Genomic DNA, 26,597 nt, shown 5'->3' on the forward strand with positions numbered 1-26,597 from the left:
TTATGAAAAGAGGTATTATTGACCGTTTTGAAGGCGAACTAGCAGTTATTGAAGTGAATAACGTAACAATTGATGTACCTACTCCCTTCCACTGCAAAAGAAGGTGATGTTCTTATAATCAAGGATGATAAGTATACAATTGATAAGGACGAAACAGATAAAAGAAGACGTGAAATCCAAGATTTAATGAATAAGCTATTTGAATAGAAAAAAAGAGCCCTCCAACAGGACGTCTCTTTTTTTGCACAAATAGTAGCATTTTATTTTTTTATTATTTAACTTCATACCACCAACCTTTCCGATCAAGCCAACCTTTCATACCGTTTAATTGCGCATCGCTAGTTGGATCAGAAATAAAATACGTTAAGCCATCTGATTGTAAAATGAAAGTCGCAGTCATTTTTACTGATGTTAAAGCCGTCATAGCTTCAGGAGCCTCATATGGTGAAAAGGCACCCGATTGGATAACATTTTGTTTAGAGACTTGTGCTTGTACATTTTCTTGTTTAGGTACTGCTCCAGTAAACCAGGAAAGCGGCTTATTTCCTATCAATTGGTTTAAATCACATTTACCGATACCAGGTACATTACCAGTCTCAGTGTATTGCCAAATATCACAAGGATATGCTGGTTTATTGCCGCCATATCGAGGAATCCATACAAAATCACTTTTTACGTTCGCCATACCGAAAGGCTCATATACATGATGACCAACATATAAACCAACTTTCTTAGCACCTAATCGACGTAATTCATCAATAAAAGTTTGTGTACCGGCTCTCATATCATCCATTGTTTTTACTTCTACATCAGCCACCCAAACTGTAGCGCTCTTATCACCACGATTCCAAAAATCTTGTGCTTCCTTCTTCGCATCAGCAATTGAAATAAAGCGACAGAATGCATAGTTACCAAATGGAATATTTCTAGTTTTCATTGCTTGGACATAATTTTTATATAAAGGATCTACATAATTTGACCCATCTTGTACCCTAGCGATTACGAAATCTAGTTGTGGAGCGGCTACATCCCAGTTAATGTTACCGTTCCATTTTGAAATATCTACAATGTAACCCATTGCTTAACACCTCCTTTATTAGTATTATATTCAGAGCTCGTCTTATTGCTCTTCCTCTCCTAAAAATTCAATAGTATTTGCTAGTACATATAGTAAATACGACAAGTGTCTTCTACAAAGACAGTAACTCATTTCCATTAAAAAAGAAAATCATAGCTATACGAATCGTACTATTTGTCCCCATAATTACATCAGCTTGAGTAGTTGCTTTAAATTTTAAAAAGCATCACCTTGTTTGGTGATGCCTTTAAAATCCAATTTCCTTGTAGAACACGGAAACTAACTATAACCTCTTCTCTAAAAAGTGTTGACTATGTCCTTTAGGATGATTTTCAACAACACCATATTCTCGGTAGCCATGCTTTTTATAAAAATCTGGGGCTTGAAAACTAAATGAATCTAATAATATTAATCTACACCCTTTTTCCTTCGCAATGTCTTCGATTTTATGTAACAATTGACTGCCATAACCATCATGACGAACTGTTTCATCAACCCATAAAAAATCTATATGAAGATGATAAAAATACATCGTTCCTGTTACTCCACCAAATATTTTTCCATCCTCATCTTTTACTACGAAACTTACTTGCTCCATCGGCTGTTTTGCTTCATCTGTTAAAATCGACATGTTATATTGAATTACTTTATTTTTTATGTATTCTCCTTCAGCTCTAGTACCATTCTCTATGCGTTTCATATATTTCTTCCTTTCAACTTAGTAAGCTACCTTTAATTTTTACTTTTCCTTTTTAAAATACTAATAAACACGAATCCACCATAAGTAACAAAGCATGAAAAACCAATTATCCCTGGCACAGAGACATAACCTGTTCTTATATAACTAATAACGGCAAAACAAGCGATAGACAATAAAATAGATGGCCAAAATATAAGAGCTGTTTTTCTTCGTCTCTCTTTCGATGTACTTTCTTTCTCTTCAGAAACACGTGTGCCAAAAAGCAATACAATACAAATAAGTATCGCTGCAAAGTAAATCGTATCTATTGACAGAGTATGATCGTAAATCGAGATTCCAACTTCCAAAGCGATAATTGTTAAAATTAATATAATGATTGTTGATGTCTTTAAGTTTCTTTTCAACCTCTCACCCCTTGCCACTTTTACTGCTGATGCTAAAGGAACATGCAGTTCATTATTATAGGAGTAATTATATTATCATATTTTTTTGAGTACACAACCACTCCAAGTTGACCACATTGTATTTCTTTCATTTTTTTCTATCATCGTTTGCATATTCATACCTCTTTTTATATTGTTTTATCGTCTTCTCAAAATTCGATATAGAATATAAAAAACCTTTTTTGTTACATGATATTTATGCATACAATAAAAAAGATAGCATGAAATTTCCTCATGCTACCTTTATAAAATAAATATTACGCATAACGCAAACATCTACTCTTCCGTAGGCTTTTTAGGACCATTAAGCTCCAATTGATAAAAAGCTAAATCTAACCACCTATTAAACTTATAACCGGCCTTCTTTATTGTCCCCGCATGAACAAATCCATAGTTTTCATGTAAGGCAATGCTTTTCTCATTTTCAGCATCAATTCCAGCAATTAAGGTCATATATTCCCTTTCTTTTGCAACTGTGATTAATGCCTTCATTAAAGAAGTTCCTATCTTATTTTTTCTATATTCCTTATGAACATACACAGAATGCTCAATTGAATATTTATAGGCAGGCCAAGCTCTAAACGGCCCGAATGTCGCAAATCCTACTACTTTATTATCTAGTTCGTATACAAAAATCGGATAGCCATCAGCCTTTTTTTGTTCATACCAATCTATTCTATTTTCAAGGGTTACAGGTTTATACGTATATACGGCTGTTGTATACAGTATGGCATCATTATAAATATCTAAAATATATGTTATATCTTTTTCCGTTGCTTCCCTTATCATAGTTTTCTTCCTTTCATATACGTTATCTTTTTTTACTACCTATTCGTTACACGAACACTAGCTTTTCGGAAGCCATCATAAATGTTTAATGCAGCAGATACTATATAAATAAGAATACCTCCACCAATTAACCACTTTTTAATTTCCTCTGGAGAAGTAGTAAACACATTTGCCATATACGAAATAAATCCTTCGTTAAATAAATGCGGATTTACTACAATTACAATGAATACTATTGTTCCAGCTATTTGGAGTATAGCATTCCCAATTGCCAACTTTTTCGTCCATTGTCCTTGTACTAACTTATAAAGAGATATACCTACTTCAAACACGATCATAATTACAACGATTGGCCAATACTGAAGTAACACATCTTGATTAAAAGTTGGCGCGACAAACTTCAATCCGCTTTCTGTACCATGATATACACCTACAAGATGATTCGCATAAAAGTACAGTGTGGCCCATATTGCAGTCCACATCAAACCTCCAAAAACTTCAAACTTTGAGATTGATTTTTTCTTTGGAATATACGAAGTATTTTTCAGATCATCAGGCGTCCATTTTTTTAAACTTGTCGTCAACGGTTGGGTTCCTTTGTCTCTATCTGTTCTTTCTAAAATTGCAAATACAAGTGTCAACCAGAAAAATACATGGAGGCCTACTTCGACAATTTCCCCAATTCCTTTACCTATCAAATTTAAAATAACATTTAATACCGCTTGCTCACCATTATATCCTACAAAATTTTCTGCAACCATTGCAATGAGTGCGATTACAGCTGCAATTGGTATAATCATTTTTAATAACGTCGTATATACATCAAAATAACGTGGTCCAATTAAATGCATCGGTCTATCCAAATACCCATTAGCCAATGAAACTGGGCTTCCCAATTTTTCAAGGATACTCTTTACATCTTCCTCATTATACTCATCAGGTAACATATCCTCGATAGTTGACCGTAGTTCAAGAATAATATCTTCACGATTTTTTTCAGGTAATCTCTTCGCTACTTCCTCGACATACATATCAATCAAGTTCATTCTTGTCCTCCTCCTTTAATAGGTTATAAAGTTCTTTCGAATCCTTTATCCATTCCTTTTTTAACTGCAAAAATATCTCTAATCCATATTCACTTAAAACGTAATACTTACGAGGTCTACTCTCCGTTTTATCCCAACTACTCGTCACTAGCTCTTGCTTTTCTAATCGGCGAAGTAGTGGATATAAAGTACTTTGATCGATTGTGATCCCTGATTGCTCCAATAATTGGACAAGTGAATACCCATACTGCGGTGTTCTTAACTGGCTTAAAACCGCTAATGTTAATGTACCTCTTCTTAATTCAGTAATTAACGAATTTAATAAAGCATCCATTCACTCACCTCATTTCCATTACTATATGTCATACAGTATATGTTTTATACTATGTATCGTACAGTATTAGTGTGATAAAAACAATGCGTATTTACAAAAAATAGATAATAAAAAAGCACAAACTATATTATTTGTGCTTTTTTTGTTAATTTAAACGGCTATTACAATCTTAATTTTGTACCTCTAATAATATAAACTCTCCTTTTTCTTTAGTAAATGGGGTAACATCTACAATTGCCGCAATATGAATTACTCCATATACATGCGGATATTCTTGACCGTTAGAAGCAAGTTCATATTTTATTTCTGCTTTTACTCGAGATGGATCAATTGTAAGTAATAAAACATCTTTTTCATGATTGAAATGTTTTTGAGCAACTTCTAAAACTTGGTCTAATAATGAACAATGAATAAATCCCTCTTCTTTAAGGGAGGCTTCATTAATCTCTCCAATTGTTTTTGCGATTTCCCAATTTCTTTTTGTTATTACTTTTGTAATCATACTCATTCTCTCCCCTATCTTTATATAGAAAAACAAGAGGATTTTCTGTTCATCACTAGAAAAACCTCTTGAATTTGTTATATATTTTTATCTCTTAATTAACGGAGATACTTCCCCACTATAGAAAAGCCATAAATCATGCAGCGACCTTGTACATCCGACATACAATAACTTCGCATCATGTTTTGTATTTTTATAATGCTCCTCATCAACGTCGATTAGAAGTACTGCATCAAATTCTAACCCTTTCGCCAAGTATACAGGTACTACCGAAATACCACCTTCATATTTGCTTTGATCTGCTTCAATGACGTTAACAGTCAATCCTGCATTTGTTAATTTCTCATACATTTGTCGGCACTCTTCATCCGTTCTTCCAATTACTGCAATTGTTTTCACATCTTCATTTTGCAAATGCTGTAATGTCTTCAAAACTTCAGTAAATTGATCCTCTGCATGAATTACCTTTACTTCTTCACCACTACGGAAAACAGGTGTAGCAAGTCCTACTGGTATTTCCGCATTCTTTATTATTTCATTCGCAAATTCAATAATTTCTTTTGTAGAACGATAACTTCTCGTCAATTCATAATAACCTGTTTCTTGGAACACTTCCTTAAAAGCACCCCAATCTTCAATCCCTTGATAATCATAAATCGCTTGAGATAAATCACCTAATATAGTGAAAGAATTACCTAGTGTAATTTCTTTTAGTACATAAACTTGGAATGGTGAGAAGTCTTGCGCTTCATCAATAACGACGTGATGAAACTTCTGTCCGATTTCAATTCCAGTTATTCGATGATGTATGTAAATTAGAGCTGGTAAATCTTCTCCATACACTTCTTTTTTACGACAATTCTTTTCAGTTTCTTTCACAAGTTCTTCAGGCAATACTTCGAGTATTTCTTTACTTTTCAATATTGAACTATATAGTGAAAGTGGGCTCATTTTCGGCCAAAACTTCATATAAGTGTTCAATCTCTTTGTCGCTTCTTTTTTTAATAATTTCTTCTCGTTTGTTTCTCCATACTTTTTCAGTTCAATTTCAATCCAGCGCTTCATTCGGCCGACTAATCTTTCTCTTCTTTTCTTTAATGGATAATGTTTATATTCCACTTGCATCCATTTTTTTATGTCTTCCACTGGAATAATACCTTTTTCCCATGCCTCAAAATCACTTGTTGGTACTAATTCTTTTTCAAATTGAACCATTCTCTCTTCAATGAACGACTTAAATTCCAGCGTACCTTTCAATTTACCGAGCATAACCTTTCTTTCATCACGATTAATTGAAAAGGCTTCTTTCAACTTTTCTTCTGTCTGCTTCAGTTTCACCGAATCATCTAACGTACGTAATGCCCAATCTGGAAATGTTGTTTGACTAATATTCCCTACACCTAATTCAGGTAGTACACTCGAAATATAGTCTAAAAACAGACTATTCGGAGCGAATACAATCATTCTCTCAGCTTCTAGCTGTTCACGATATTCATAAATTAAAAAAGCAAGGCGATGTAAAGCGATCGTTGTTTTTCCGCTTCCTGCAACCCCTTGAATAAGTAATGGTAAGTTTCTTTCCGCACGAATAATATCATTTTGTTCCGATTGTATCGTTGAAACAATATCTTTCAATTTGTTATCTTTATTCTCACCTAATCGATATAGAAGAAAATCATCGGCATGCGATACATCTTCATTTCCTTTCACATATGTATCAACAACACGTTCTAGTTCTCTTTTTCGGATAGAAATGTTTCGCTTTAAATACACATCACCTTCTACTAATCCGTCTGGCGATTGATAAAACGCTAATTCGTCACCACCGGTAAACGAATAAAACATACTTGCGACAGGTGCCCGCCAATCAATTACAATTGGTTTCATCGTATCTTTATGTGAAACACCTACTTTACCGATGTAGATCGGCATAACTTCTTCCTTGCCATCCTCTTGAAAGTCTAGTCTTCCAAAGTATGGCTCATGCACTCCAATACGTAAGTTTTGTCTATTAGATTCTCTCATACTTTCTAGAATTTGTTCTTTAAAATCTTCCCCATAATAAACTGGAATTTTTTCAAGTTTTTCTAATTGATCATCCATCGTACTTAACGTATCTTTCATTTTTTGTAACTCTTCTTCAAAAATGCTGTTCATTTGATGATTCCCTCCTGTCCGTTCTAATTTTTCAGTCGAGATACAATTGTATTAAAAATCCATTCGTAAAGTCAATAGTTTGATTTAGAATTTTCCGAAATAAGAAAAAATATACCTTTTTATCTAAAATTTTGAATAATCCTTAAAACAATGTGTTCTCTCTCTTTATTTTCTTCACTTCATAGATTGCTTACAAAATACCTAAATGGCACTGTATATAAAAATAATCATTCTAGTTATCTGAATCATTCCACTGACGACTTATTTCTAGGCCATAATCCATATCGTAAACTTCTTTTATAGCTTTAACTTTTTCAAGACTTGCATCGCTAAACACAGGTTTATTTTCAAAAGAATGTAGAACGATTCTTTCAAGAAGAACGCCTAGCGAAATGTCATGATATTCTGCCATTGCTTTCAAAACCTTTACCATTCTTTTTTCCATCCTAATACCAGTTTGCACACGTTCAACTTTAATTTTTGTATTTTTTTCATTTATTTGTTCATTATTTTGTTTCATAATTCCACACCCTTAACGCAAGTATTACATTGTTACCTTGATAACAATGTATTATTATAACACCGATACTAGTATTGTCAATTGTGACATTTTATTATTGGTTACACATAGTATTCTCGTCCTAATACTATTATCAAGATAATGTAAATTTGTATCCACATAACAAAAAAACGCTATCCTTTTTATAGAAATATATATAAAGGATAGCGTTTTTAATATAAATTTATCGATTTTTAATGAACTAGTATTAGTTTCCAAATAAATCACAACCGTATGTGCCGCCTAATAATTTGAAGTGATTAGTTAAAAAGATTTGATCCGTTTTACAAACAAGTAAACCTATGTGTTTGGTTTTGCCAAAACATAGCTCATAGTTCATTCATCCAACCTTTCAGTCGATTAGAAGCTAACAAATATATTTATATGAGTACGGAAGCACTCAACCAACAATGAACACCAAATATTCCCCTCATACACATAAACTTAGCTTAATGTGTATGAGGGATAAGCTCTATCTTTTCTTTAATTTTTTTTTACTTTTATACGATACGATAAGCACTCATGCAAAGAAGCTTGCTCTTTATATAGCGATTTTTCAAAATCATATGCTCCGCCTGGGAAGAACCCTACAATACTTAATCCAGCTTCAGCACATAGATTGCTAATCTCATCTACCGTATAACATCGTAAAGACTGTGTAACTATATCGTTGGGATTATTCGGATGCCACCAATGATCTAACATTCTTTCATTTATACTATCATATTCGTATTTTCGCATAGCTGCACTTAAGGTCATTTCTTGTCCACTTGCTTTTTTCCAATACAATGGTTGATACATATCAATAAGTGCACATCCATCATCCTTCATCCAGTTTTTAATGCGTTTTAATAGAATCAATTGTTCATCATCTGTTCCTACACCAAATCCATCTAAATAACTAACAACATCAAACTTTTCTTCAAAATTAATTTTATAAAAATCAGCGCAATGAATATCTATATCATTAGTAGAATGTTTTTTTGCAAACATAACTAACTCTGGTACAAGCTCAACAGTAGTCATTTTTACATCTAACTTAGCCATCGCCCTTGCGAATCCACCATTTCCTGCACCTAGTTCCAACATCGACTGAAATGGATATCCAACTTGTTCTTTAACTTCTTTAGCAACTTGCTCTAACCAGCTTTCTGTATTGATATCGTAATTGGATAGTTTGAATTGTTTTTCGTAAAATTCTCTCACATCTAATTCGTTCATTATTATTCTCCTCCTACAATAGATTTTTCTTCTACAGGTGAAAAACTAAATCTCTGACACCCATGAAAAAATCCTCCTTTTGATTTCCCTTTATTTACATTTTATCGAAATAATCAGAATTTTGAAAGTATCAATTAAAAAAACAGATAATGGATGTTCCCACTATCTGCTTCTACGCTGCCTTTATTATCCTTGTTGATACTTCATCCAATCACCAGAAATGATAACTTTTTTTAGCATCTCTTTATCTTGAGCAACATACACAAATGCACGTATTTCTCTATCACCTAAATAAATCGTTTCGGTGATTCGGTCATATAAATCACTTTCTGCATTACCTGTATATTCTTCAAGTTCATCTAATTTTTGCAGAACAACCTCATTTACTTCATAAACTTCTCCGTATACTTTGTCCTCATTTGAACAAATCATTGCCGGATACCCCTCGTTTGTATCAAATAATTTACCATACGTCCATGCTCCGTCTGCGATGCATATTGCACCTTGCATAAAATGAGCATTCATTTGCTCTTTTCTTAACGTGCCATACACGAAAACGTGATGCATATATCCATATCCCCTTTATATGTCTCTACTTTCTAATTTGTAAATAAGCACGAATCATAAAGTAACTTACTTCATTTGGAAGTTGTTCCTTTATCGATTTCAAACCACCTTCTGCATTTTGCACAGCAGTTTCAATCAGTTGTTCGTATTCTGCAGGAACAAAACTGTTCCAGTCTACTTCCATTCCATCTTCAAAAGAGCGAATTAAATGATTTTCAATCGTTTGTCTTGATAAGCCACGTTCTTTCGCAATTTCATCTAGGTCAATAGCTTGTTTATACATTTCATACGTTTCTAAATGAGAATTCGCTGAAGCTTTCCCAGACTTTTTCCGCTCTGTCACTACTTCTGTTTTAATGGTTTCAGCATAGTTTGGATTTTCCTCAATAAAGTGCTGAACTGCTTGTAAGAAGTGCGAACCATACTTCACAAGTTTATGTTCGCCAATCCCTTTTACAGTTAAAAGTTCAGAGTCACTTTGCGGCATTTTCGCACACATGTCTTTCAACGTTTGGTCAGAGAAAATAACGAATGGAGGGACACCTTCTCCTTGCGCAATTTCTTTACGTACTTCGCGAAGCACTTCAAATAAAGGATGATCTTGAACAATTTGTCTTGTCTCTACTCGTTCTTTACGTAAAACCTTCTCTTTACCAATTAACACTTCTTTCCCTTTTTCCGTTACTTTTAGTGTCGGATACGTACCGTGTTCAACTGCGATTAACTCATCTGAAATTAAAAACTCAATAAATTCACTGACTTCTTTTACGCTACGATTTGATAGTAATCCGTATGTTGGTAAAGTATGAAAATTAAATTCAATAACTTTCTTATTTTTCGAACCAGTTAAAACTTGTGCAATCATTTGTTTTCCAAATTGCTGGTTCGTTCGAATCATGCAAGATAGAACCATTTGTGATTCTCTCGTCACATCGATACTTTCGCGGTCGTCCGTACAATTACCGCAACGGCCACAATCTTCTTTCGGCTCTTCTCCAAAGTATTGCAAAATAAATGATTGTAAACATTGTTCTGTATGACAATAGTCAGTCATATTTTGCAGCTTTTCAAGTTCATTTGAAAAACGAGACTTCCCTGTCGATTGATCAATTAAAAAGCGCTGTACTTGCACATCTTGAGAAGAATATAGCAATATACATGCACTATCTAAACCATCACGTCCTGCACGTCCTGCTTCTTGGTAATAACTTTCCATATTTTTTGGCAGTTGATAATGGATAACATAACGGATATTCGATTTATCAATCCCCATCCCGAACGCAGATGTCGCTACCATTACACTCACTTCATCACGTAAAAAGAGTTCTTGCTGCTCATTTCGATCGTTATCACTCATACCAGCATGGTATTTTGAAACAGAAACTCCCGCTTTCATTAAATCTTCATACAACTGATCAACTACTTTTCTAGTAGCTGCATATATAATTCCAGATTCTTTTTGATTTTGACGAATATAATCCGCTAAATATGCATTACGATCTTGTCCTTTAATTACAGAAAATGATAAGTTCTCGCGCTCGAACGTTGTCATAATCGTATTTTCTTGATTAATTCCAAGCGTGTTGCAAATATCTTCACGAACTTGTGGTGTTGCCGTAGCAGTTAACGCTAATACGAGCGGCTTTTCTGGAAGATAATCTAATATGCGATGTATATGTAAATAACTTGGACGGAAATCATGTCCCCACTGCGAAATACAGTGCGCCTCATCAATTGCAATCATCGGGATTTTCATATCGATAAGTTGGTCAACAAATTCCATTGAATCAAGACGCTCCGGCGCCACATAAAGTAACTTATAATGTCCTTGTTTTGCTAATTGAATTCGTTGATTCGCTTCCGCAATCGAAATAGAACTATTAATATAAGTAGCTGAAATACCGTTTTGTACTAATGTATCTACTTGGTCTTTCATAAGTGAAATCAATGGTGAAATAACTAATGTCGTTCCTTCGAATACTAATGCGGGAATTTGATAACAAATTGACTTACCACCACCTGTAGGCATAATACAGACAGTATCTTTCCCATCTAATACATTTTTAATTGTTTCATCTTGTCCTCTTCGGAATGACGAATAACCGAAATAAGACGCTAAAAGTTCTTGTGCTTTTGTAAACAAAAAAGAGTCACCTGCTTTTCTTTATCTTTCATCTATTCCTATTATATCATCACTTATGTGACTTGAAAGTAATCAATACATGACTAACAGCTTGCTTTTTCATTATTTTATGCTTCTCTACGTTTTAAAGGTTGTTTAGCAACGGTGTTTTAATGGCTATTTATGTTTATAAATTTTAAAACATAAATAAAGCAAATATAAAATGAATTACAATATAAATATACATTTTATTACTCTTCCTTGAATACTACTAATCTTATACATATGAATTCAGGAGGTTACTATATGAAGCAGCAGAATATTAGTTCCATCAATCAGAAAACAGTACCGAACCAACTCCAATTCTCGAATCATGATGCGTGGAAATATGAATCGTATTATAAATACCAGCCATTATTTTCTTATAAAAAGCTTTTTCATTTTCTTTCTCAACTTTTTAAACGTTAATACGTGTGCGAAATATATCCATTCACAAAACTTTTCTCAATATAAACCTTATAGACTTAATACAATACAGTTGATATCATATGACATATTCTGTTGGATAAAACCCCTTAATTTGACCTGCTTATATAAGCAGGTCTTTTTTGATTATTATATATTTCATTACGCTTTTAGATGCTTGCAATTCTTTTCTCCATTTTATAACCATACTCCACTCACAACAAATGATGATAATAACAAGAAGTAAAATATAAGTTCTAAACGTTTATTGAAGTAATTCTTTTTTTCTCAATACACAAAACGAATTTCACTTGTTACTATAAAAGTACTCCAGATGAGTTTTTGCTCATCAACATTATCTAGTTAAAGGGATCTGCTGCGGGAAGCGGATCCCTTTGACTTTATTAAAGATCCACTTTCATTTGGACACATTTACCAGGTTTTTTTAATAGAATTTTATGATAACATTACTTAGTCGAGTCCGACATCTCGGCAATACCCTTTTGAGGCTCTGCAACTTCCCTTGCAGAGCCTTGTTTAATATCATATTCATTTTATTTATATATACCACAATAAAATTCTTCATCTTTTTCCATATCTATTTCTGAAATTAATCTAGGACACGTAACTAAAAATAAATTCCCATCATACTTTGAGTTATACATGTTCAAAGGAGTGTTACCGTTTATGTATTCTTATTGGCAATCGTATTACTCCCCCTATCATAACCCTTATGTACACTTTGATACATCTGTACGTAATTACCGAATTAGTAAAAACGAGAACTTTTTAAAAGGTTATATGCGTTCTTTATGGGAACAACATGTCGCTTGGACGAGATTAGCTATTATAAGTATTGTCTTTAATTTACCAGACGTTAACGTTACAGTTGGGCGTCTTCTTCAAAATGCAACACATATGGGACTATCACTTGAACCATTCTATGGTGATGATGCTGTAAAAAAATATAGTGCACTAATTAAAGACCACTTAGTCATTGCAGCGGATCTAGTTAAAGCCGCAAAAGCTGGTGATCAAAATGCAGCTGCCGCTATAGAGAAAAAATGGTACGCTAACGGTGATGAAATTGTAGCATTTCTTACTAGCATCAATCCATATATAGAAAAAGAAGAATTCAGAAAAATGTTTTATGAACATTTAGCACTTACGAAAGCAGAAGCGCTTGCCTTCCTAAATAAAGATTTTGAAGCAAGCGTAAAACTATACGATAAAATTGAAAAAGAAGCATTAGAAATGGCTGATATGATAACAAACGCAATCGTAAAACAATTCCCGCAAGTTTTTCAATAACAATAAGCCGATTTGAAAAAACAAATCGGCTTATTAAGCTTTCTATCAATGATATTTCACGCCCCCTCTTTACATTTAACGTATATCGATATATTTTATTAATATCCGTTTTTTATAGGAGGAAATAGTTTGATTAACGCCATTGGTCTCGTATTTATCCTTACAAATAAGCACGAGAAAAAGAAGAAGGTATATCTGAATGAAAAATTTGCATTAATAGACATTATTGATTCTAAGGAAGTAATTGATGATGAAGGAAACTCATTAGTAGAACTAACATGTAAATATAGTATATATTTAGATGAAAAATATTACTGTAAATCTCTTGATGATTATACTGGACAAGTATTCCCATTCTTAAGCGCTAAAATAGGAAAAGGACTTCTCAGAAACTTAAACTACTACTTTTCTTACGTTGATGCCTATGATAAAAAACCACCCGTTAAAGAAATAAGACCACTTATGAAACAAGTAACGAACAGATAGTGAAAAATACTCAAAAAAGAAAGCATCTAACTTCAGATGCTTTCTTTTTTGGTTCAAGGGCTCGTTAACTTCTATCTTTCTTCTAAAAATATGTATCTAGGCATAACTTAAATTAAAAACAATGGAGGATTAAATTGAATGAAATACTCAGAAACAATTGTTAGTAAACGACTTCGAACACTTAAAATATGTAGTATGTTTATCATGCTAGTTTTAATTGCATGGCTTGGATATACAAAATTACTTTATGAGAACGGATTTCTTCAAGAAAAGAAAAATTCAGTTGAAGTAATGAATACTAGTATTACAGGTGAAATTGAACAGAATTTCCATGTGAACTTACAAGGTTATCGTAAAACAGACATTGATACTATTGTAGATGCAAGTAGGACTGATCCGAGCGAACTATCATTAATTGAGATTATCAATACTTCTTGTTCACGAGATTGCATAGGTGAACCATTGACATATGTGAACGCAAACAATGGATATATTTTTTATAAGGAATCTACTGGAACTAATATCGCTATTACAATTAAAAAGCGAGATTCATGGGAAATTGAAAGGAAATTAGTTCAGGATGGAATGTAAAAGGCTCATATAAAAAAGAGTACTTACTTATAAGTACTCTTTCAAAACAATTACCACTTGCGGCATTTATCGTCATCATCGTCACGTTTATGATTGCAACGGCAATCATCACAATCACAATGACGTTTTCGTTTACAACCACAATCATCACAATCTCTACGTCTGCATCTTCCAAACATTAGATCATCCCAAAATCTATTACAATCCCGGAACTGTCTACAACGACAATTGTTTCCCATGAATATGACTCTCCCTTCAATAGTATTCATCATATTCTATGTTTGAAAGTAGAAAAAGGTTTGTTTACTTGTCTATATTCTACGTATTATAAGTAGTATTTTAGTATCCTTAATAATTCTTCCTTACATATTCAACCGATATACAACATAGAAAAAAGCCCAATATTTGGGCTTTACATTCCTGTATATTTTCTTTCTTCTCTCTCACAATAGTATGTAACTGCTAAGTTCACTAAAAATGCAACAAAAGCAAGGGTGCTCGTTGTTAAGAATATGTATTCTAATATCGATAAATTATTAAAATCAATTAATAATAACACTAGACCTATACAAACAAAACTAGATACATTACTTTTGAAAACCTTCTTCACCTCCATCTTCATACCTTAATTATACATTCGTTACCTATATGCAAAGCTGGCTATAATATATTCCCTATAATTCCTTACCTTCTCCCACAGCCCCTTTCAATCTCTGCAACATATACCCAATTCCTTTACACCCAGCTAATGGGTACGTAATGATTTCTTCTGGATATAATTGTGTCACTACTTTCTTATGCTTCTTGCCTGCAAGTAAAACAATTTCATCAAACTGAAGCAAATCTTTTTCAATCAATTGTTGTTTTAATTGTTCCATACTAATAATTTCATCGCTCTTTGAATCAAAGGCAAGATCATAGTTTTCTAGTACAATATCATTTGGTCTTAAAAATCCATGCTTCGCTGATAATATAACCCAATTCTCGAAAAACATAGTTGCATACGCCTGACATGCTCTTCCGAACGGGCTAATGTATACATCTTTTGCCTCCATCGGTCCGTAATCCGGATACTTATCCCAAATCTTCTTTTTTCCACATGGAATTATGCATAACCTTTTCATTTATATTTCTTACCTCACTTCTAACTTTTTAAATATAAAAATATAGAACCCTCTACTTCTTCATACTCAGCTTCTATATCTCCAATTCCCACTACGTTCCAACCATTATTTGATTCTATCGGCTTTTCATTCATTATAATATGGACTTGTGTTATATTTTTAAAATCTTCTTCAAAAGATGATAAAACAGGCTGATTTATCATATATGTTTTATTACGTATACTTACACTTAAAAAAGTCTTATGTAATGCTTTATTTCCGTTTAAATTTACATTCATGGGATTAAACGAATTTAATTTTATATTGCCTATAATATATAGATGATACCCTTTCCACTCATAAAAGTGGTTGAAATCCTTGTTTTTTTCGTTTTGTACAAAATGAAAGATTTGCTTCGTTTCTTTACTTATTGCAATTTCATTATTTAAACTTAAATCCACATTTACATTTTGTTTTAAAAAAACATATAACGATTTATCACTATTAAAGAAGCTTGTTTTCCATTCAGGGAGGATTTCATCTAATAATAAACATAAAAGCATTCCTGAGCTATAGCAGCTCTTCCTAATGTTATAATTAGCTTCATATGCATCTAAAATAAGTCCGCTATATTTTCGTAATGTTTTACTTTCATCATTTTTACATACTGCAATATAAGCATTCATTTCAACATACCAAGCAGGTCCCTCTATACTTTCAACCATACATTCATAAGTTATAAACTCTTCTTTTATAAAACGAGCTCTTTGCTCCCTTAGTTCAATAAATTGTTTAATATAATTATTTCTCTCAGCTTGTGAATTACAATGAACAGCATCATATAAACAAATTCGCTCTCTATTTCGTAATTCTATATTTTCTTCTGTTATAGGATATTGAAATCCTAAAGACTCATTTGGAAATCTTCTTTCTTTATTTAAATATTGATAGCAATGATAAAGTTCATGCACCACAATCGCAAGTAAACTTTCATAGTCTTTATACCTATTCATATTCACAATTGCAGTTGGATAATCTTTGAATAAAATACATGTATCACCTTTAAATTGTTCATCCCACTTTAATACGGTATACTCATCTTTCAAAAATAGAGGATGATGAAATACATACACATGCTCATCATTATATAATGCAAATGCAGCCCCCATAAAACCAGGCCATAGTTCATACAATAAATCCATATGTATATCTTGCTTTATTTTATTTAATATATTGTCCATTATATCCCCACCTATATCATTCTACATATATCACTTCTACTCCATTTAAAAATAACCCTTTTATTTAAATAATTGTAAAAAACATATCCCTTATCCCAAAGTATAATGTATTATATAAATATATGTGTATTGATGTTATTAAAAGGAGGTGAACATATGAAGAATCTTCTCCCTGCACTAGTGCTCTATATTATTGTTTGCATAATCGCTATGCTTGCTCCAGCGTCTCAAGGCTATAATCATGTTGGCTGGACGTTGTTTGTTGCACAAGCATATGCCATACCTATCTTCCTAATTACAGCTATTATTACATTTTATATAAATAAGAAAAAATCTACGAATAAACAGTTATAAGGATAGCTAATGCTATCCTTTATTTTAATTCATTAATCAGATCAAAAATTACACTTGCAGTACTTTCTATCCTTTCTTCCGAAAAATCAAACGTGACACCTGTTTTTTCATATATTACTTGTATAGGTAAATTCCAATCTGCACTCGCACCTTCTTTAAAGAAAACAATCGCTTTTTCTGGATTTTCCTGATAAATTTGAAACACTTGCATTGCTCCTATTTGTGCAATTGCGTATTCAATTTGATAAAAAGGAAACTGAACATAGTGAAATGACTCTAACCAGCTTACACCGATTTCATTCTCTAATCCCGTAATATCGACTGATGAATATTGATACCTTTTGCATATTTCAGCGTATTTCTTATCACGTTCTTCTGGTGTATGGTTTGGATTCGTATAGAGCCAGTGCTGGAATACATCTCCTGCAACTGATGACATTAACAAAGACAAAGCGCGATATAATTGTACTCGCTGCACTTCTTTATATTCATCCTCGTGCTTATAAAAGATATTCAGCTTATCCATTACTAGCAACTCAAGACTGAGGGAATAAAGCTCAGCCACTTCTTCACGAAGATATCTTTCCTGCATGCTACTATCATTGTTAAATTGTTTATAAAAATGAAATGCATGTCCCACTTCATGTATGAGTGCATTAATTGCATAAAATGATGGACTAAAATTAGAATACACAAAAACCTCTTTACTATGAGGCAAGGTAAAACAAGCAGCTCCTGGTGCTTTATTTTCACGTTCTTCTACGTCAATGAATTCCACTTTCCTTAAATGTATAAATTTCTCATAAAAATATAAATCTGTCTTCCGAAACATTTCTTCTACCCCATCCAATAAATCAATGACATTTTGAAACGGGGCTTTTGGTAAATTACATGGAGTAAGGTCCCAAGGGCGATACGTTTTTACACCGAGATTCTTTTTAGAAAGACTTCCTAACTGTTTCCAAATCGGTACAACATACTTTTCTATAGATTCATGAAGCTTATAACACTCTTCAATATTGTAATCTCTGTTTTTTTGTTCAAAAGCATATTCACTATAATTATGAAATCCTGCATGTAATGCGATCTCATTCCGCAATTGTACGAGTTCATTCATAATACAATCTATTTTTATTTTCACTACACTTCTTGCTTCACATAAAGCATACCAAGCTTTTTTGCGAATAGCTCTATTAGGGTTATCTAGCTTTGCTTTTACGTATGCATATGTCTTTTGCTCTCCTTCCCAATTAATAGATATGTTTGACATTATTTCTCTATATTTCGTAATAAGCTCTTGCTCTTTAACGGAAAGAGTAATGTTCTTTTCATTAAACATTTTACTCTTCACAAATCTTACTTTTTTCATAAATCCATATTTCTGCTCATCTAATAAGTCTGAAAACGGACACTCTCTAAATTTCTGGTCAAATTTTGCATTGTATCTTTTTAAAAGTGGTTGAATTGTATTTTGATTATACATATGTAAATCACGTATATTTCTGTCATTTGTATCTCTATACATGGCGATTAAACTACTGGTTATCTCCTCTTCTACTTCAGCGTTTACACGCAATTCCTCCAAAAGCCAACGCTCTAACTCTGAAACAGAAGTAATATTTCGCTCTAAAAGTGACTGTAATTTACTTTCCAAATCATTAAACATACACAATCCTCCCGTTTTTAAATTTCAATTTTCTGTTTTTTAGAGATAAAAAAGGACAAGTAGCCAATCTGACTACTTGTCCTTTTTGTTTATCTGTACTCAATACAATTAAGCTTGAAATGTTTCTGTTAATACTGGTACGATTTGTTTTTTACGAGATACAACACCTTTTAAAGTAGCAGTGTTGTTTTGTAGAGATACGTTGTATGCTTTCTCAACAATGTTTGATGCTTTACCGATTGCAAGACCGACAGAATCGTTAGTTAAGATATCAGTTACAACGAATAAGAATAGGTCTAAACCTTTTTCTTCTACTACTGCAGAAATAACTTTTTCAAGTTCCCCTTGGTGTACAAGAACGTCGTTTGTATCAACAGCGTTTACTTGTGCGATTTCAACTTTCGCATTACCCATTTGGAATTCTTTAGCGTCAAGAGAGATTAATTGCTCCATTGTTTTTCCGCTTAAGTCAGCACCAGCTTTTAACATTTCTAAGCCGTAGCTATCAGCATCTACACCAGCGATTTCTGCTAATTCACGAGCTGCTGCTACGTCTTGCTCTGTGCAAGTTGGAGATTTGAATAGTAAAGAATCTGAAATGATTGCAGATAACATTAAACCTGCAACTTCTTTACGAATTGTTACGCCGTTTTCTTTGTACATTTTGTTTAAGATTGTAGCTGTACAACCAACTGGCTCACAACGGTAGTAAATAGGATCGCTTGTTTCAAAGTTAGCAATACGGTGATGGTCAATAACTTCTAACACACGAACAGATTCGATATCGTTAGCACTTTGTTGACGCTCGTTATGATCAACTAAAATAACGTTGTCCACTTCGCTTGCAACTGTCTCAACAAAACGCGGTCCTTCTACTTTAAAATAGTCTAACGCAAATTGAGTTTCACCGCTGATTTCGCCTAAACGTACAGGCTCAGCATTCATTCCTAATTCTTTTTTCAATTCTGCATATGCAATTGCAGAACAAATTGCATCTGTATCTGGGTTTTTATGCCCGAAAACTAGTACTTTTTCCATGTTTTCCACCTCTTCATGAAAAGGATATCTTAAAGAAGCAAATATGACAATATTTAAAGCCCATTTTTTTATAAATAATTGCACTTTCTACTATATTTTTCATCGTTTTTCGTAAAAAAGATCATCTAAAATGAATTAGATGATCAAAATGTATTTTTTATTTAAAATAGTGTAGGAACTTGCACTACATGATTTAGCGCAAAATTCGATGCGAAACCGTTATTTACAAGGTTAACATCTATAACTTGATAAAACGCATTCCCCGTATCTGCAATTTCCCATACAGCTAAAATAAGGTGATAGCCATTTCTATCAGTAGGCACATTTGCTTCATGTGTTACGGAAGTTCCTGGTCTTGTTCCCCCATCATTTTTCACATAAAACGGTACTAAATCTAAATCAGACCTTGTTAAAGGCTTATTTGGATTCCAATCTTTTTTCGTAATATAGTATTTCCATTCTTTCGTACTATGAGGTGCGGTTAGTTTCCACTTAAATGTATTCGTCCCGCCGTTTAACGTAACTTTCTTCCACCTATCAACTGTTTGAACGTCTAAAGCAGGAAAATGGCCAGCTCCTGCAATTTGTCCATCAGAAGGTCCTAATTGTGGGAATCCACCTATTCCTTCTACACTTTGCGGCTCGTATTGAATCGGACCGCAATTTACATTTACCCCTTGCTTACATAAATAAGAGCGGCTCGCTGGTGATTCAACATATCCATGAGCGGAAGCTTTTTCTGAAAAACCGAAAGTTAACAATCCCGTAAGTAATATACCACCACTTAATATAACTTTCTTCACCTTCTGTAAACCTTTCGTTTTCATCCCGTCATCCCCTTTCCCATAATAAAACGAAAATAACTATAGTTGCCTAGTCATCTTCTCTACATTCATTATAAGTCGAGGTACGTAACTAAAAAAACCCTTTAAAAACTTTCTCAAATTCATTGAGTACATTAAATAAATATTATTGATACATTCAAATAACACCGCTATAAAAATATAGGCGGTGTTAAAAATCGGAGTTTATTATTTTTAGCATAATAGCTTTTTATCATAACTTATAAAACTTTATAATAAATAACTGTGGCATCTAAATCACCACTCGGAGAAATTGCGTATTCTGGTATTTTTCCAGCTTCTTTATAGTCTAAAGATTTATACAATCTATTGGAAGGGTCTCCTTCTCTCGTATCTAGTACTAAAAGAGACCTATTTTCTTGTTTTGCTCGCTCCTCTGCTTTTTGCATAAGTAAACGTCCAATGCCATTACGTCTAAAGTTCGGATGAGTCATTAACTTGCAAATTTCAGCTCTATGAACCCCATTAGGTTTTGTAACTAAATGTAATTGAATACTCCCTGCCACTTCATTATTTATTTTAGCAACATACAAGATCACTTCTGGTGCTAAGACGGTTTCCCAATACTTCGCTGATTCTTTTTGTTCCAGTGGAGGTAAAAAACCAATTGACGCCCCATCATCTACAACCGTTTTCAAAAGTGTAGAAAGCTCCTCCACATCATCTTTTATTCGCTTAATCTCTTCCATTACTACATTTTGCATTACTAACCCCCCTTTTGTTTCATTGTACCAAGTTTTAAGGAAGGAAAAACGAATTACTAAGATGAAATTATGTAAGATACAATTTTTTAGAGAAAGGATACATATATGAAGTATATATTAGATAGGACATACGCAAGAGAATTACTCGAGTGGGCAAATGAACAAAACCCCGGTCCGTGGTTCGAACATTCACGTAATGTTGCCCTTGCAACTGAAAAAATAGTTGTGGAACTTATTAATAATGGACATGATGACCTAAATGCTGACATAGCATATAATGCTGCTCTTCTGCATGATATAGGAAGATATAAAGGTTTTACTAAATCTGTTATTCATTCCTATGATGGTTATATGTATATGAATGATTTAGGGTATACAGGAAACGCGATTATTTGCGTGACACATTCATTCCCGTGCAAAAATGAGCATTTAGAAATAGCAGCGGAGTGGAGCCTTGTTCCTGATTATATGGAAAGCCGATTAATTGAAATATTAAATGAAAATAGCGACTACGACTTATACAATAAGATCATTACCCTTTGTGACGCACTTGCTGATGCAGAAGGCTTTACTACTCTTGAAAAAAGATTAATTTCAGTTGGTTTACGACATGGAACAACCTCTCATTCCTCTTTACATTGGAAAGGTTTCTACACAATTAAAAATGAATTAGAATCTTTAATTGGTAAAAGTATATACAGAGTTCTTCCGGACGTAGAGAAATCGATTTATAAAAATATGGAATATTAAATTACATTGAACTTAAAAACGATGAAAAGTGGAGGGATTAACCATTAGTAAAATAGGTTTTGACTTAATAAATCATGAGGACAACTTTGATCATGGCTATGGAGATATCGAAGAAATATCTATGAGGTGTAAATTTTCTAACTGCTCTCATACAAATGAACCACAATGCGCAATTAAAAAAGCTATTTCTGACGGAATTCTTACAGAAGATGTAATGAATAGTTATTATAGAGATACGAACGAATTCGAATATGTATCTAATCAAAAGAACAAAACAAAGGCCATTGACTATATGAAACAGTTAAAACTATTTCGAAAAGATTAGAATACAATAAAAAGTCTCCCCTTTTCATTTTAAGGTGAGACTTTTTATGTTTAAAAATTAAAATTTTGTTGCACAGCCTTACAGTAATGCCATTAAATAGAATTCCTCACTTAAAAGATTGAATTTTCAGTTTTTAAACTTTACAATTTCAGACTATCATCCACTGTTACTTTCTCAGTAGAGTCTTTTCTTGCAACCTCTTTACTTCTTTCTTCCCAAAATGTTAATCCTTCAATTCCTACATTTTTAGGATCAAACACTGGATCTTTCCCTTCTTTTTTCTGCGCTTCATAATCTTTTAACACTTTTAATGCGATTTTACTTAATAGTAGAATCGCGATTAGATTTAACCATGCCATACTACCAATTCCTAAATCACCAAGATTCCATAAAAGCGACGCTGATTCTACGCTACCGATGTAAACCATAATTAAAAATCCAATTTTTAAAACTGGTTTTAACCAGCTATGTTTCAGCTCACGATCTAAATAAGTAAGTGTCGTTTCAGCGATATAGTAGTATGCGAGTAACGTTGTAAATGCGAAGAAGAAGATTGCAATTGAAATGAATAATGGACCAAACCCTGTCATAACAGTTTCAACTGCTTGTTGTGTATAGATCGGACCTGCATCAACATTCCCTATGTTTTTTACAATAGCGTTTTTCCCTTCAGGTATAACATTATACATACCTGTTATTAAAATCATAAGAGCTGTCGCTGTACATACGACAATTGTATCAATATATACAGAAAATGCTTGAACTAACCCTTGTTTTGCAGGATGGGATACTTCAGCAGCAGCGGAGCTATACGTCGCTTCTCCAACACCAGCAACATTTGAAAATACAGCGCGCTTTACCCCCCATGCGATTGCTGCACCGACGATTCCGCCAAACATTTCATTTACACCAAAAGCACTAGAGAAAATTAAAGCGAACATACTTGGAATTTCTGTTACATTCGCAATTAATACGATACATGTAACAATTACATAACCAATTGCCATAAATGGAACAAGCATTTGCGAAACGCCCGCAATTCTCTTTACGCCACCAAAAATGATTGATGCTAATAATATGACTAACAATATACCAGTAATAGATTTGCTAATACCATTAGAGTTTTCGAATCCAACTGCGATACTACTAGATTGAATACCTGGTAATAAAACGCCATATGAAAGTGTTACAACAACCGCTACAATGACTGCAAACCATTTCATTTTCAGGCCTTTTTCAATGAAATATGGTGTACCACCGCGGTATTCATTCCCAACTTTACTTTTATACACTTGAGATAATGTTGATTCCACAAATGCACTCGCTGCTCCTAAAAGTGCCATTACCCACATCCAAAATACAGCTCCAGGTCCGCCAAAAGCGATAGCTGTCGCGACCCCTGCAATATTACCTATTCCAACCCTACCTGATAAGGCTAAACAAAATGCTTGAAAGGATGAAATTCCCGTCTCCGAGCTCTTCCCTTCAAATAATAGTTTAATCATCTCTTTAAAATAACGAATTTGTAGAAAACGAGTGGCAATTGTAAAATACACACCTGCCCCTAATGCAAAAACAACTAACCCAATACTCCATACTTGACCTACTAACCACTCTACTAATTGCTCCATCCAAATCCCCCTTAACATTCTTTTTAAAACTATTTTATATATAAGAAAACGGACAACTATTATTAAACATTACAGTTGTCCGCGTATCTCATTATTTCATCCCTCTATTTATTAACAGTTAGATTCTCTATTACTTTATATTTACCCATACGCTTTTCACTTCTGTATAGTTATCCAGCGCATATGAACCTAACTCACGACCGATACCAGATTGTTTAAAACCACCAAATGGTGCAGCTGCATTTTCTAAGTTATAATCATTAATCCATACTGTTCCTGCCTTTAATTTATTGGCAACTTGATGACCTGTTTTAATATTTTGTGTCCATACGCCTGCAGCGAGTCCGTATGAAGAGCGATTTGCTCTTTCGATGACCTCTTCTGTTGAATCAAACGGAAGTACAACGACAACCGGTCCAAATATTTCTTCTTTCACAATTGTCATATCGTCAGTAACATTTGTGAATACCGTTGGCTGTACAAAATAACCTTTTTCAAATGCACGTTCACCACCAGCAGCAACCGTAGCGCCTTCTGCTTTTCCTTGTTCAATGTAATGTAACACACGCTCTTGTTGCTTTTTAGATACGAGTGGACCCATTTCAGTATCCTTCTCCATACCCGCTCCAAGCTTCACTTCATTTGCCATTTTTACAAGTTCATTTACGACTGTTTCATAATGCTTTCGATGAACGAAGACCCGAGATCCTGCACTACAATTTTGACCGTGATTATACATAATACCTTGGAATGCACCATTAATCGCTTCTTCCAAATCAGCATCTTCTAAAATGATATTTGGTGACTTACCACCAAGTTCTAACGTTACATGTTTAATTGTTTCTGCAGATTGTCGCATAATATATTTCCCTGTAACTGTTGAACCTGTGAAAGCTACTTTATCAATATCATGATGGTTTACAATTGCCGCTCCTGCTTCTTGGCCGAAACCTGGCACAAAGTTTACAACACCATTTGGAAAACCAGCCTCTTTAAAAAGCTTCGCTGTATACAGTAAAGATAAAGGTGTTTGCTCTGCTGGTTTTAATACAATCGTACAACCTGTTGCAAGTGCCGCTCCCATTTTCCAAGAAGACATTACAAGTGGAAAATTCCACGGAATAATTTGACCTACAACGCCAACCGGTTCATGGCGTGTGTAATTTAAGTAATCTTTTGAAATCGGAATTGTTTGTCCGATAATTTTTGTAGCCCATCCCGCGTAATAGCGATAATTTTCTACAGTCGCTGCAATATCATCATCAAGTGCTACTTGATACGGTTTTCCATTATCTAAAGCTTCTAGCTGTGCTAATTCTTCTCTATGCTCTTCAATTAAATCTGCTAATTTATAAATAAGATGCGCTCTTTCAGCAGTAGTCATTTCCGCCCAAGGGCCGGTTTCAAAAGCAAGTCTTGCCGCTTTTACCGCAACATCAATATCTTCTTCTTGCGCTTCACATACGACAGCCAGAACATCTTCTGTTGCTGGATTGTATGTCTCAAATGTCTTCCCGCTAATGGAAGGAACAAATTCACCATTAATAAACATTTTAATTTCTTCATTTAAAAACGCTTTCACTTTTGGTTTCAGTTCAATTTTTGCCGTTAACATATATGCTCTCCTCCTTATTTAAACAGCTGCATGAGCTGCGATTTTTGAAATAATCGTTTGAAGTTTTTGATCTTCTTCTTCTGTTAATCCTAATCTTGGATAGCGAGAAGGTCCTCCAGCTTGCCCGTGTAATTCCATTGAACGTTTAACGATTTGTACATATTTTCCTGATCCTTCAAGAAACTCACAAAGAGGTAAAATCGCATCGTTTATTTCCCAAGCTTTTTCTAATTCGCCATTTTGGAAATGCTCATACATTTTCGTAACAAGTCCCGGTACGATATTTCCTGCTACTGAAACCCATCCCGTCGCACCAACTAAATAAGATTCCATAACTAAATCTTCAGATCCACAGAAAACTTGAAAAGCACCTTCGCCTTGTCTTACTAAATCTCTTGCTTTTCGAATATCTCCGCTAGATTCTTTAATATGTGTAACATTTTCACATTCTTTTCCAATACGTAACATGAGGTCTGTACTCATATCAACACCAGATGTAAACGGATTATTGTATAACATAATTGGTATATTTACAGCGTTTGAGATTTCTTTAAAATGAAAATAAATTTCTTCTTCTTTCGGTTTACAATAGTATGAGTTAATAATTAATGCGCAGTCCGCTCCGTGCGCTTCTGCATGTTTCGTATATTCAATCGTTTCTTTCGTCGTTTCTGCTGCAGTCCCAACAATAACCGGAATACGGCCATTAACTTCTTTTAATACTGTTTCTACCATTTTAAATCGTTCTTCTTTTGATAAACTAACAAACTCTCCTGTACTTCCATTAATAATAATCCCAGCTACTTTTTGCTCAATAAAGTAGTTTACGTTTTGTTTTACACCGTTCCAATTAATTTCTTGAAACTCATCCATTGGTGTGATTAATACTGGAAATGCTCCTTTAATATTTTTCATATTTATCTCTCCCTTTTCTAT

At 33.7% G+C, this 26,597-nt stretch carries 29 protein-coding genes and 1 pseudogene; 8 read left to right on the forward strand and 22 right to left on the reverse strand.

The window, feature by feature from the left end:
* Positions 1–2 precede the first annotated feature (2 nt).
* Positions 3–207: pseudogene (locus KVT31_RS19120) on the forward strand (DUF3006 domain-containing protein).
* A 64-nt stretch (positions 208–271) separates the two neighbouring features.
* Here the strand turns inward: KVT31_RS19120 and KVT31_RS19125 are convergent.
* The 12 genes from KVT31_RS19125 to recQ all read right to left on the reverse strand — a co-directional run bounded on the left by KVT31_RS19125 (position 272) and on the right by recQ (position 11,539).
* Entirely contained in the window at positions 272–1,078 is an 807-nt protein-coding gene (locus KVT31_RS19125; protein WP_088096634.1) for a GH25 family lysozyme, read from the reverse strand.
* 283 nt (positions 1,079–1,361) lie between these two features.
* Positions 1,362–1,778 (reverse strand): GNAT family N-acetyltransferase, encoded by a 417-nt coding sequence (locus KVT31_RS19130; RefSeq protein WP_088096635.1) that lies wholly within the window; start codon positions 1,776–1,778, stop codon positions 1,362–1,364.
* 32 nt (positions 1,779–1,810) lie between these two features.
* On the reverse strand, positions 1,811–2,182 hold the full coding sequence (locus tag KVT31_RS19135; RefSeq protein WP_088096636.1) for a hypothetical protein: 372 nt from the start codon (positions 2,180–2,182) through the stop codon (positions 1,811–1,813).
* Between the two features lie 315 nt (positions 2,183–2,497).
* Entirely contained in the window at positions 2,498–3,010 is a 513-nt protein-coding gene (locus KVT31_RS19140; RefSeq protein WP_088096637.1) for a GNAT family N-acetyltransferase, read from the reverse strand.
* Positions 3,011–3,045: 35 nt separating this feature from the next.
* The gene (locus KVT31_RS19145; protein ID WP_088096638.1) at positions 3,046–4,056 is read right to left on the reverse strand and encodes an HAAS signaling domain-containing protein; all 1,011 of its coding nucleotides are present in this window, start codon (positions 4,054–4,056) and stop codon (positions 3,046–3,048) included.
* Positions 4,043–4,390: a PadR family transcriptional regulator gene (locus KVT31_RS19150; RefSeq protein WP_060486712.1), complete on the reverse strand. Its 348-nt coding sequence runs from the start codon at positions 4,388–4,390 to the stop codon at positions 4,043–4,045. The genes KVT31_RS19145 and KVT31_RS19150 overlap by 14 nt, the downstream gene beginning before the upstream one ends.
* Positions 4,391–4,559: 169 nt before the next feature.
* Positions 4,560–4,892 (reverse strand): DUF952 domain-containing protein, encoded by a 333-nt coding sequence (locus tag KVT31_RS19155; RefSeq protein WP_098342059.1) that lies wholly within the window; start codon positions 4,890–4,892, stop codon positions 4,560–4,562.
* 87 nt (positions 4,893–4,979) lie between these two features.
* Positions 4,980–7,049: a HelD family protein gene (locus KVT31_RS19160; RefSeq protein WP_088096640.1), complete on the reverse strand. Its 2,070-nt coding sequence runs from the start codon at positions 7,047–7,049 to the stop codon at positions 4,980–4,982.
* A gap of 232 nt (positions 7,050–7,281) precedes the next feature.
* On the reverse strand, positions 7,282–7,569 hold the full coding sequence (locus KVT31_RS19165) for a hypothetical protein (RefSeq protein ID WP_070143359.1): 288 nt from the start codon (positions 7,567–7,569) through the stop codon (positions 7,282–7,284).
* Positions 7,570–8,091: 522 nt separating this feature from the next.
* On the reverse strand, positions 8,092–8,829 hold the full coding sequence (locus KVT31_RS19170; RefSeq protein WP_088096641.1) for a class I SAM-dependent methyltransferase: 738 nt from the start codon (positions 8,827–8,829) through the stop codon (positions 8,092–8,094).
* Positions 8,830–9,015: 186 nt separating this feature from the next.
* Positions 9,016–9,396 (reverse strand): gamma-glutamylcyclotransferase family protein, encoded by a 381-nt coding sequence (locus tag KVT31_RS19175; protein ID WP_088096642.1) that lies wholly within the window; start codon positions 9,394–9,396, stop codon positions 9,016–9,018.
* Between the two features lie 25 nt (positions 9,397–9,421).
* Entirely contained in the window at positions 9,422–11,539 is a 2,118-nt protein-coding gene (recQ, locus tag KVT31_RS19180) for a DNA helicase RecQ (RefSeq protein WP_088096643.1), read from the reverse strand.
* A 285-nt stretch (positions 11,540–11,824) separates the two neighbouring features.
* Between recQ and KVT31_RS19185 the strand changes: the two genes are divergently transcribed.
* The 4 genes from KVT31_RS19185 to KVT31_RS19200 all read left to right on the forward strand — a co-directional run bounded on the left by KVT31_RS19185 (position 11,825) and on the right by KVT31_RS19200 (position 14,371).
* Positions 11,825–11,986 (forward strand): hypothetical protein, encoded by a 162-nt coding sequence (locus KVT31_RS19185; protein ID WP_170930141.1) that lies wholly within the window; start codon positions 11,825–11,827, stop codon positions 11,984–11,986.
* A gap of 684 nt (positions 11,987–12,670) precedes the next feature.
* Positions 12,671–13,294, forward strand: a complete 624-nt coding sequence (locus KVT31_RS19190) for an acetylglutamate kinase (protein ID WP_140392473.1) — start codon at positions 12,671–12,673, stop codon at positions 13,292–13,294.
* Positions 13,295–13,423: 129 nt separating this feature from the next.
* A complete protein-coding gene (locus KVT31_RS19195) occupies positions 13,424–13,780 on the forward strand; it encodes a hypothetical protein (protein ID WP_000606238.1) in 357 nt (118 codons plus the stop codon).
* A 138-nt stretch (positions 13,781–13,918) separates the two neighbouring features.
* The gene (locus KVT31_RS19200; RefSeq protein ID WP_088096645.1) at positions 13,919–14,371 is read left to right on the forward strand and encodes a hypothetical protein; all 453 of its coding nucleotides are present in this window, start codon (positions 13,919–13,921) and stop codon (positions 14,369–14,371) included.
* A 50-nt stretch (positions 14,372–14,421) separates the two neighbouring features.
* Here KVT31_RS19200 and KVT31_RS30350 read toward each other — a convergent pair whose 3' ends face one another.
* From KVT31_RS30350 to KVT31_RS19210, 3 genes are all read right to left on the reverse strand, one after another.
* A complete protein-coding gene (locus KVT31_RS30350) occupies positions 14,422–14,610 on the reverse strand; it encodes a hypothetical protein (protein ID WP_088096646.1) in 189 nt (62 codons plus the stop codon).
* A gap of 435 nt (positions 14,611–15,045) precedes the next feature.
* The gene (locus KVT31_RS19205; protein ID WP_088096647.1) at positions 15,046–15,495 is read right to left on the reverse strand and encodes a DUF6884 domain-containing protein; all 450 of its coding nucleotides are present in this window, start codon (positions 15,493–15,495) and stop codon (positions 15,046–15,048) included.
* A gap of 20 nt (positions 15,496–15,515) precedes the next feature.
* Complete coding sequence (locus KVT31_RS19210) at positions 15,516–16,715, reverse strand: peptide ABC transporter permease (RefSeq protein ID WP_088096648.1); 1,200 nt, start codon at positions 16,713–16,715, stop codon at positions 15,516–15,518.
* A gap of 156 nt (positions 16,716–16,871) precedes the next feature.
* Between KVT31_RS19210 and KVT31_RS19215 the strand changes: the two genes are divergently transcribed.
* Positions 16,872–17,069: a DUF4017 family protein gene (locus KVT31_RS19215; protein WP_088096649.1), complete on the forward strand. Its 198-nt coding sequence runs from the start codon at positions 16,872–16,874 to the stop codon at positions 17,067–17,069.
* A gap of 19 nt (positions 17,070–17,088) precedes the next feature.
* On the opposite strand, the gene KVT31_RS19220 is transcribed toward KVT31_RS19215, so the two are convergent.
* The 4 genes from KVT31_RS19220 to KVT31_RS19235 form a co-directional block, all read right to left on the reverse strand.
* Positions 17,089–18,735, reverse strand: coding sequence for a M3 family oligoendopeptidase (locus KVT31_RS19220; protein WP_088096650.1), 1,647 nt, complete (start codon positions 18,733–18,735; stop codon positions 17,089–17,091).
* Positions 18,736–18,843: 108 nt separating this feature from the next.
* Positions 18,844–19,773 carry a manganese-dependent inorganic pyrophosphatase gene (gene ppaC / locus KVT31_RS19225; RefSeq protein ID WP_088096651.1) on the reverse strand — a complete coding sequence of 310 codons (930 nt, stop codon included), beginning with the start codon at positions 19,771–19,773 and terminating at the stop codon, positions 18,844–18,846.
* Positions 19,774–19,934: 161 nt separating this feature from the next.
* Entirely contained in the window at positions 19,935–20,600 is a 666-nt protein-coding gene (locus KVT31_RS19230; protein ID WP_088096652.1) for a lytic polysaccharide monooxygenase, read from the reverse strand.
* A 236-nt stretch (positions 20,601–20,836) separates the two neighbouring features.
* The gene (locus tag KVT31_RS19235; RefSeq protein WP_088096653.1) at positions 20,837–21,340 is read right to left on the reverse strand and encodes a GNAT family N-acetyltransferase; all 504 of its coding nucleotides are present in this window, start codon (positions 21,338–21,340) and stop codon (positions 20,837–20,839) included.
* 105 nt (positions 21,341–21,445) lie between these two features.
* Here KVT31_RS19235 and KVT31_RS19240 point away from each other — a divergent pair, with 105 nt between their 5' ends.
* Positions 21,446–22,090 (forward strand): HD domain-containing protein, encoded by a 645-nt coding sequence (locus KVT31_RS19240; RefSeq protein ID WP_088096654.1) that lies wholly within the window; start codon positions 21,446–21,448, stop codon positions 22,088–22,090.
* A gap of 28 nt (positions 22,091–22,118) precedes the next feature.
* Positions 22,119–22,415, forward strand: coding sequence for a P-loop NTPase family protein (locus tag KVT31_RS19245; protein WP_088096655.1), 297 nt, complete (start codon positions 22,119–22,121; stop codon positions 22,413–22,415).
* Between the two features lie 140 nt (positions 22,416–22,555).
* Here KVT31_RS19245 and KVT31_RS19250 read toward each other — a convergent pair whose 3' ends face one another.
* The 3 genes from KVT31_RS19250 to dapA all read right to left on the reverse strand — a co-directional run bounded on the left by KVT31_RS19250 (position 22,556) and on the right by dapA (position 26,576).
* Positions 22,556–24,046, reverse strand: a complete 1,491-nt coding sequence (locus KVT31_RS19250; protein ID WP_088096656.1) for an alanine/glycine:cation symporter family protein — start codon at positions 24,044–24,046, stop codon at positions 22,556–22,558.
* A gap of 130 nt (positions 24,047–24,176) precedes the next feature.
* A complete protein-coding gene (locus KVT31_RS19255) occupies positions 24,177–25,661 on the reverse strand; it encodes an aldehyde dehydrogenase family protein (RefSeq protein ID WP_088096657.1) in 1,485 nt (494 codons plus the stop codon).
* Between the two features lie 18 nt (positions 25,662–25,679).
* The gene (gene dapA / locus KVT31_RS19260; protein WP_088096658.1) at positions 25,680–26,576 is read right to left on the reverse strand and encodes a 4-hydroxy-tetrahydrodipicolinate synthase; all 897 of its coding nucleotides are present in this window, start codon (positions 26,574–26,576) and stop codon (positions 25,680–25,682) included.
* Positions 26,577–26,597 lie beyond the last annotated feature (21 nt).

This window comes from Bacillus sp. GbtcB14, from assembly GCF_019091205.1.
GTDB lineage: Bacteria > Bacillota > Bacilli > Bacillales > Bacillaceae_G > Bacillus_A > Bacillus_A cereus_AG.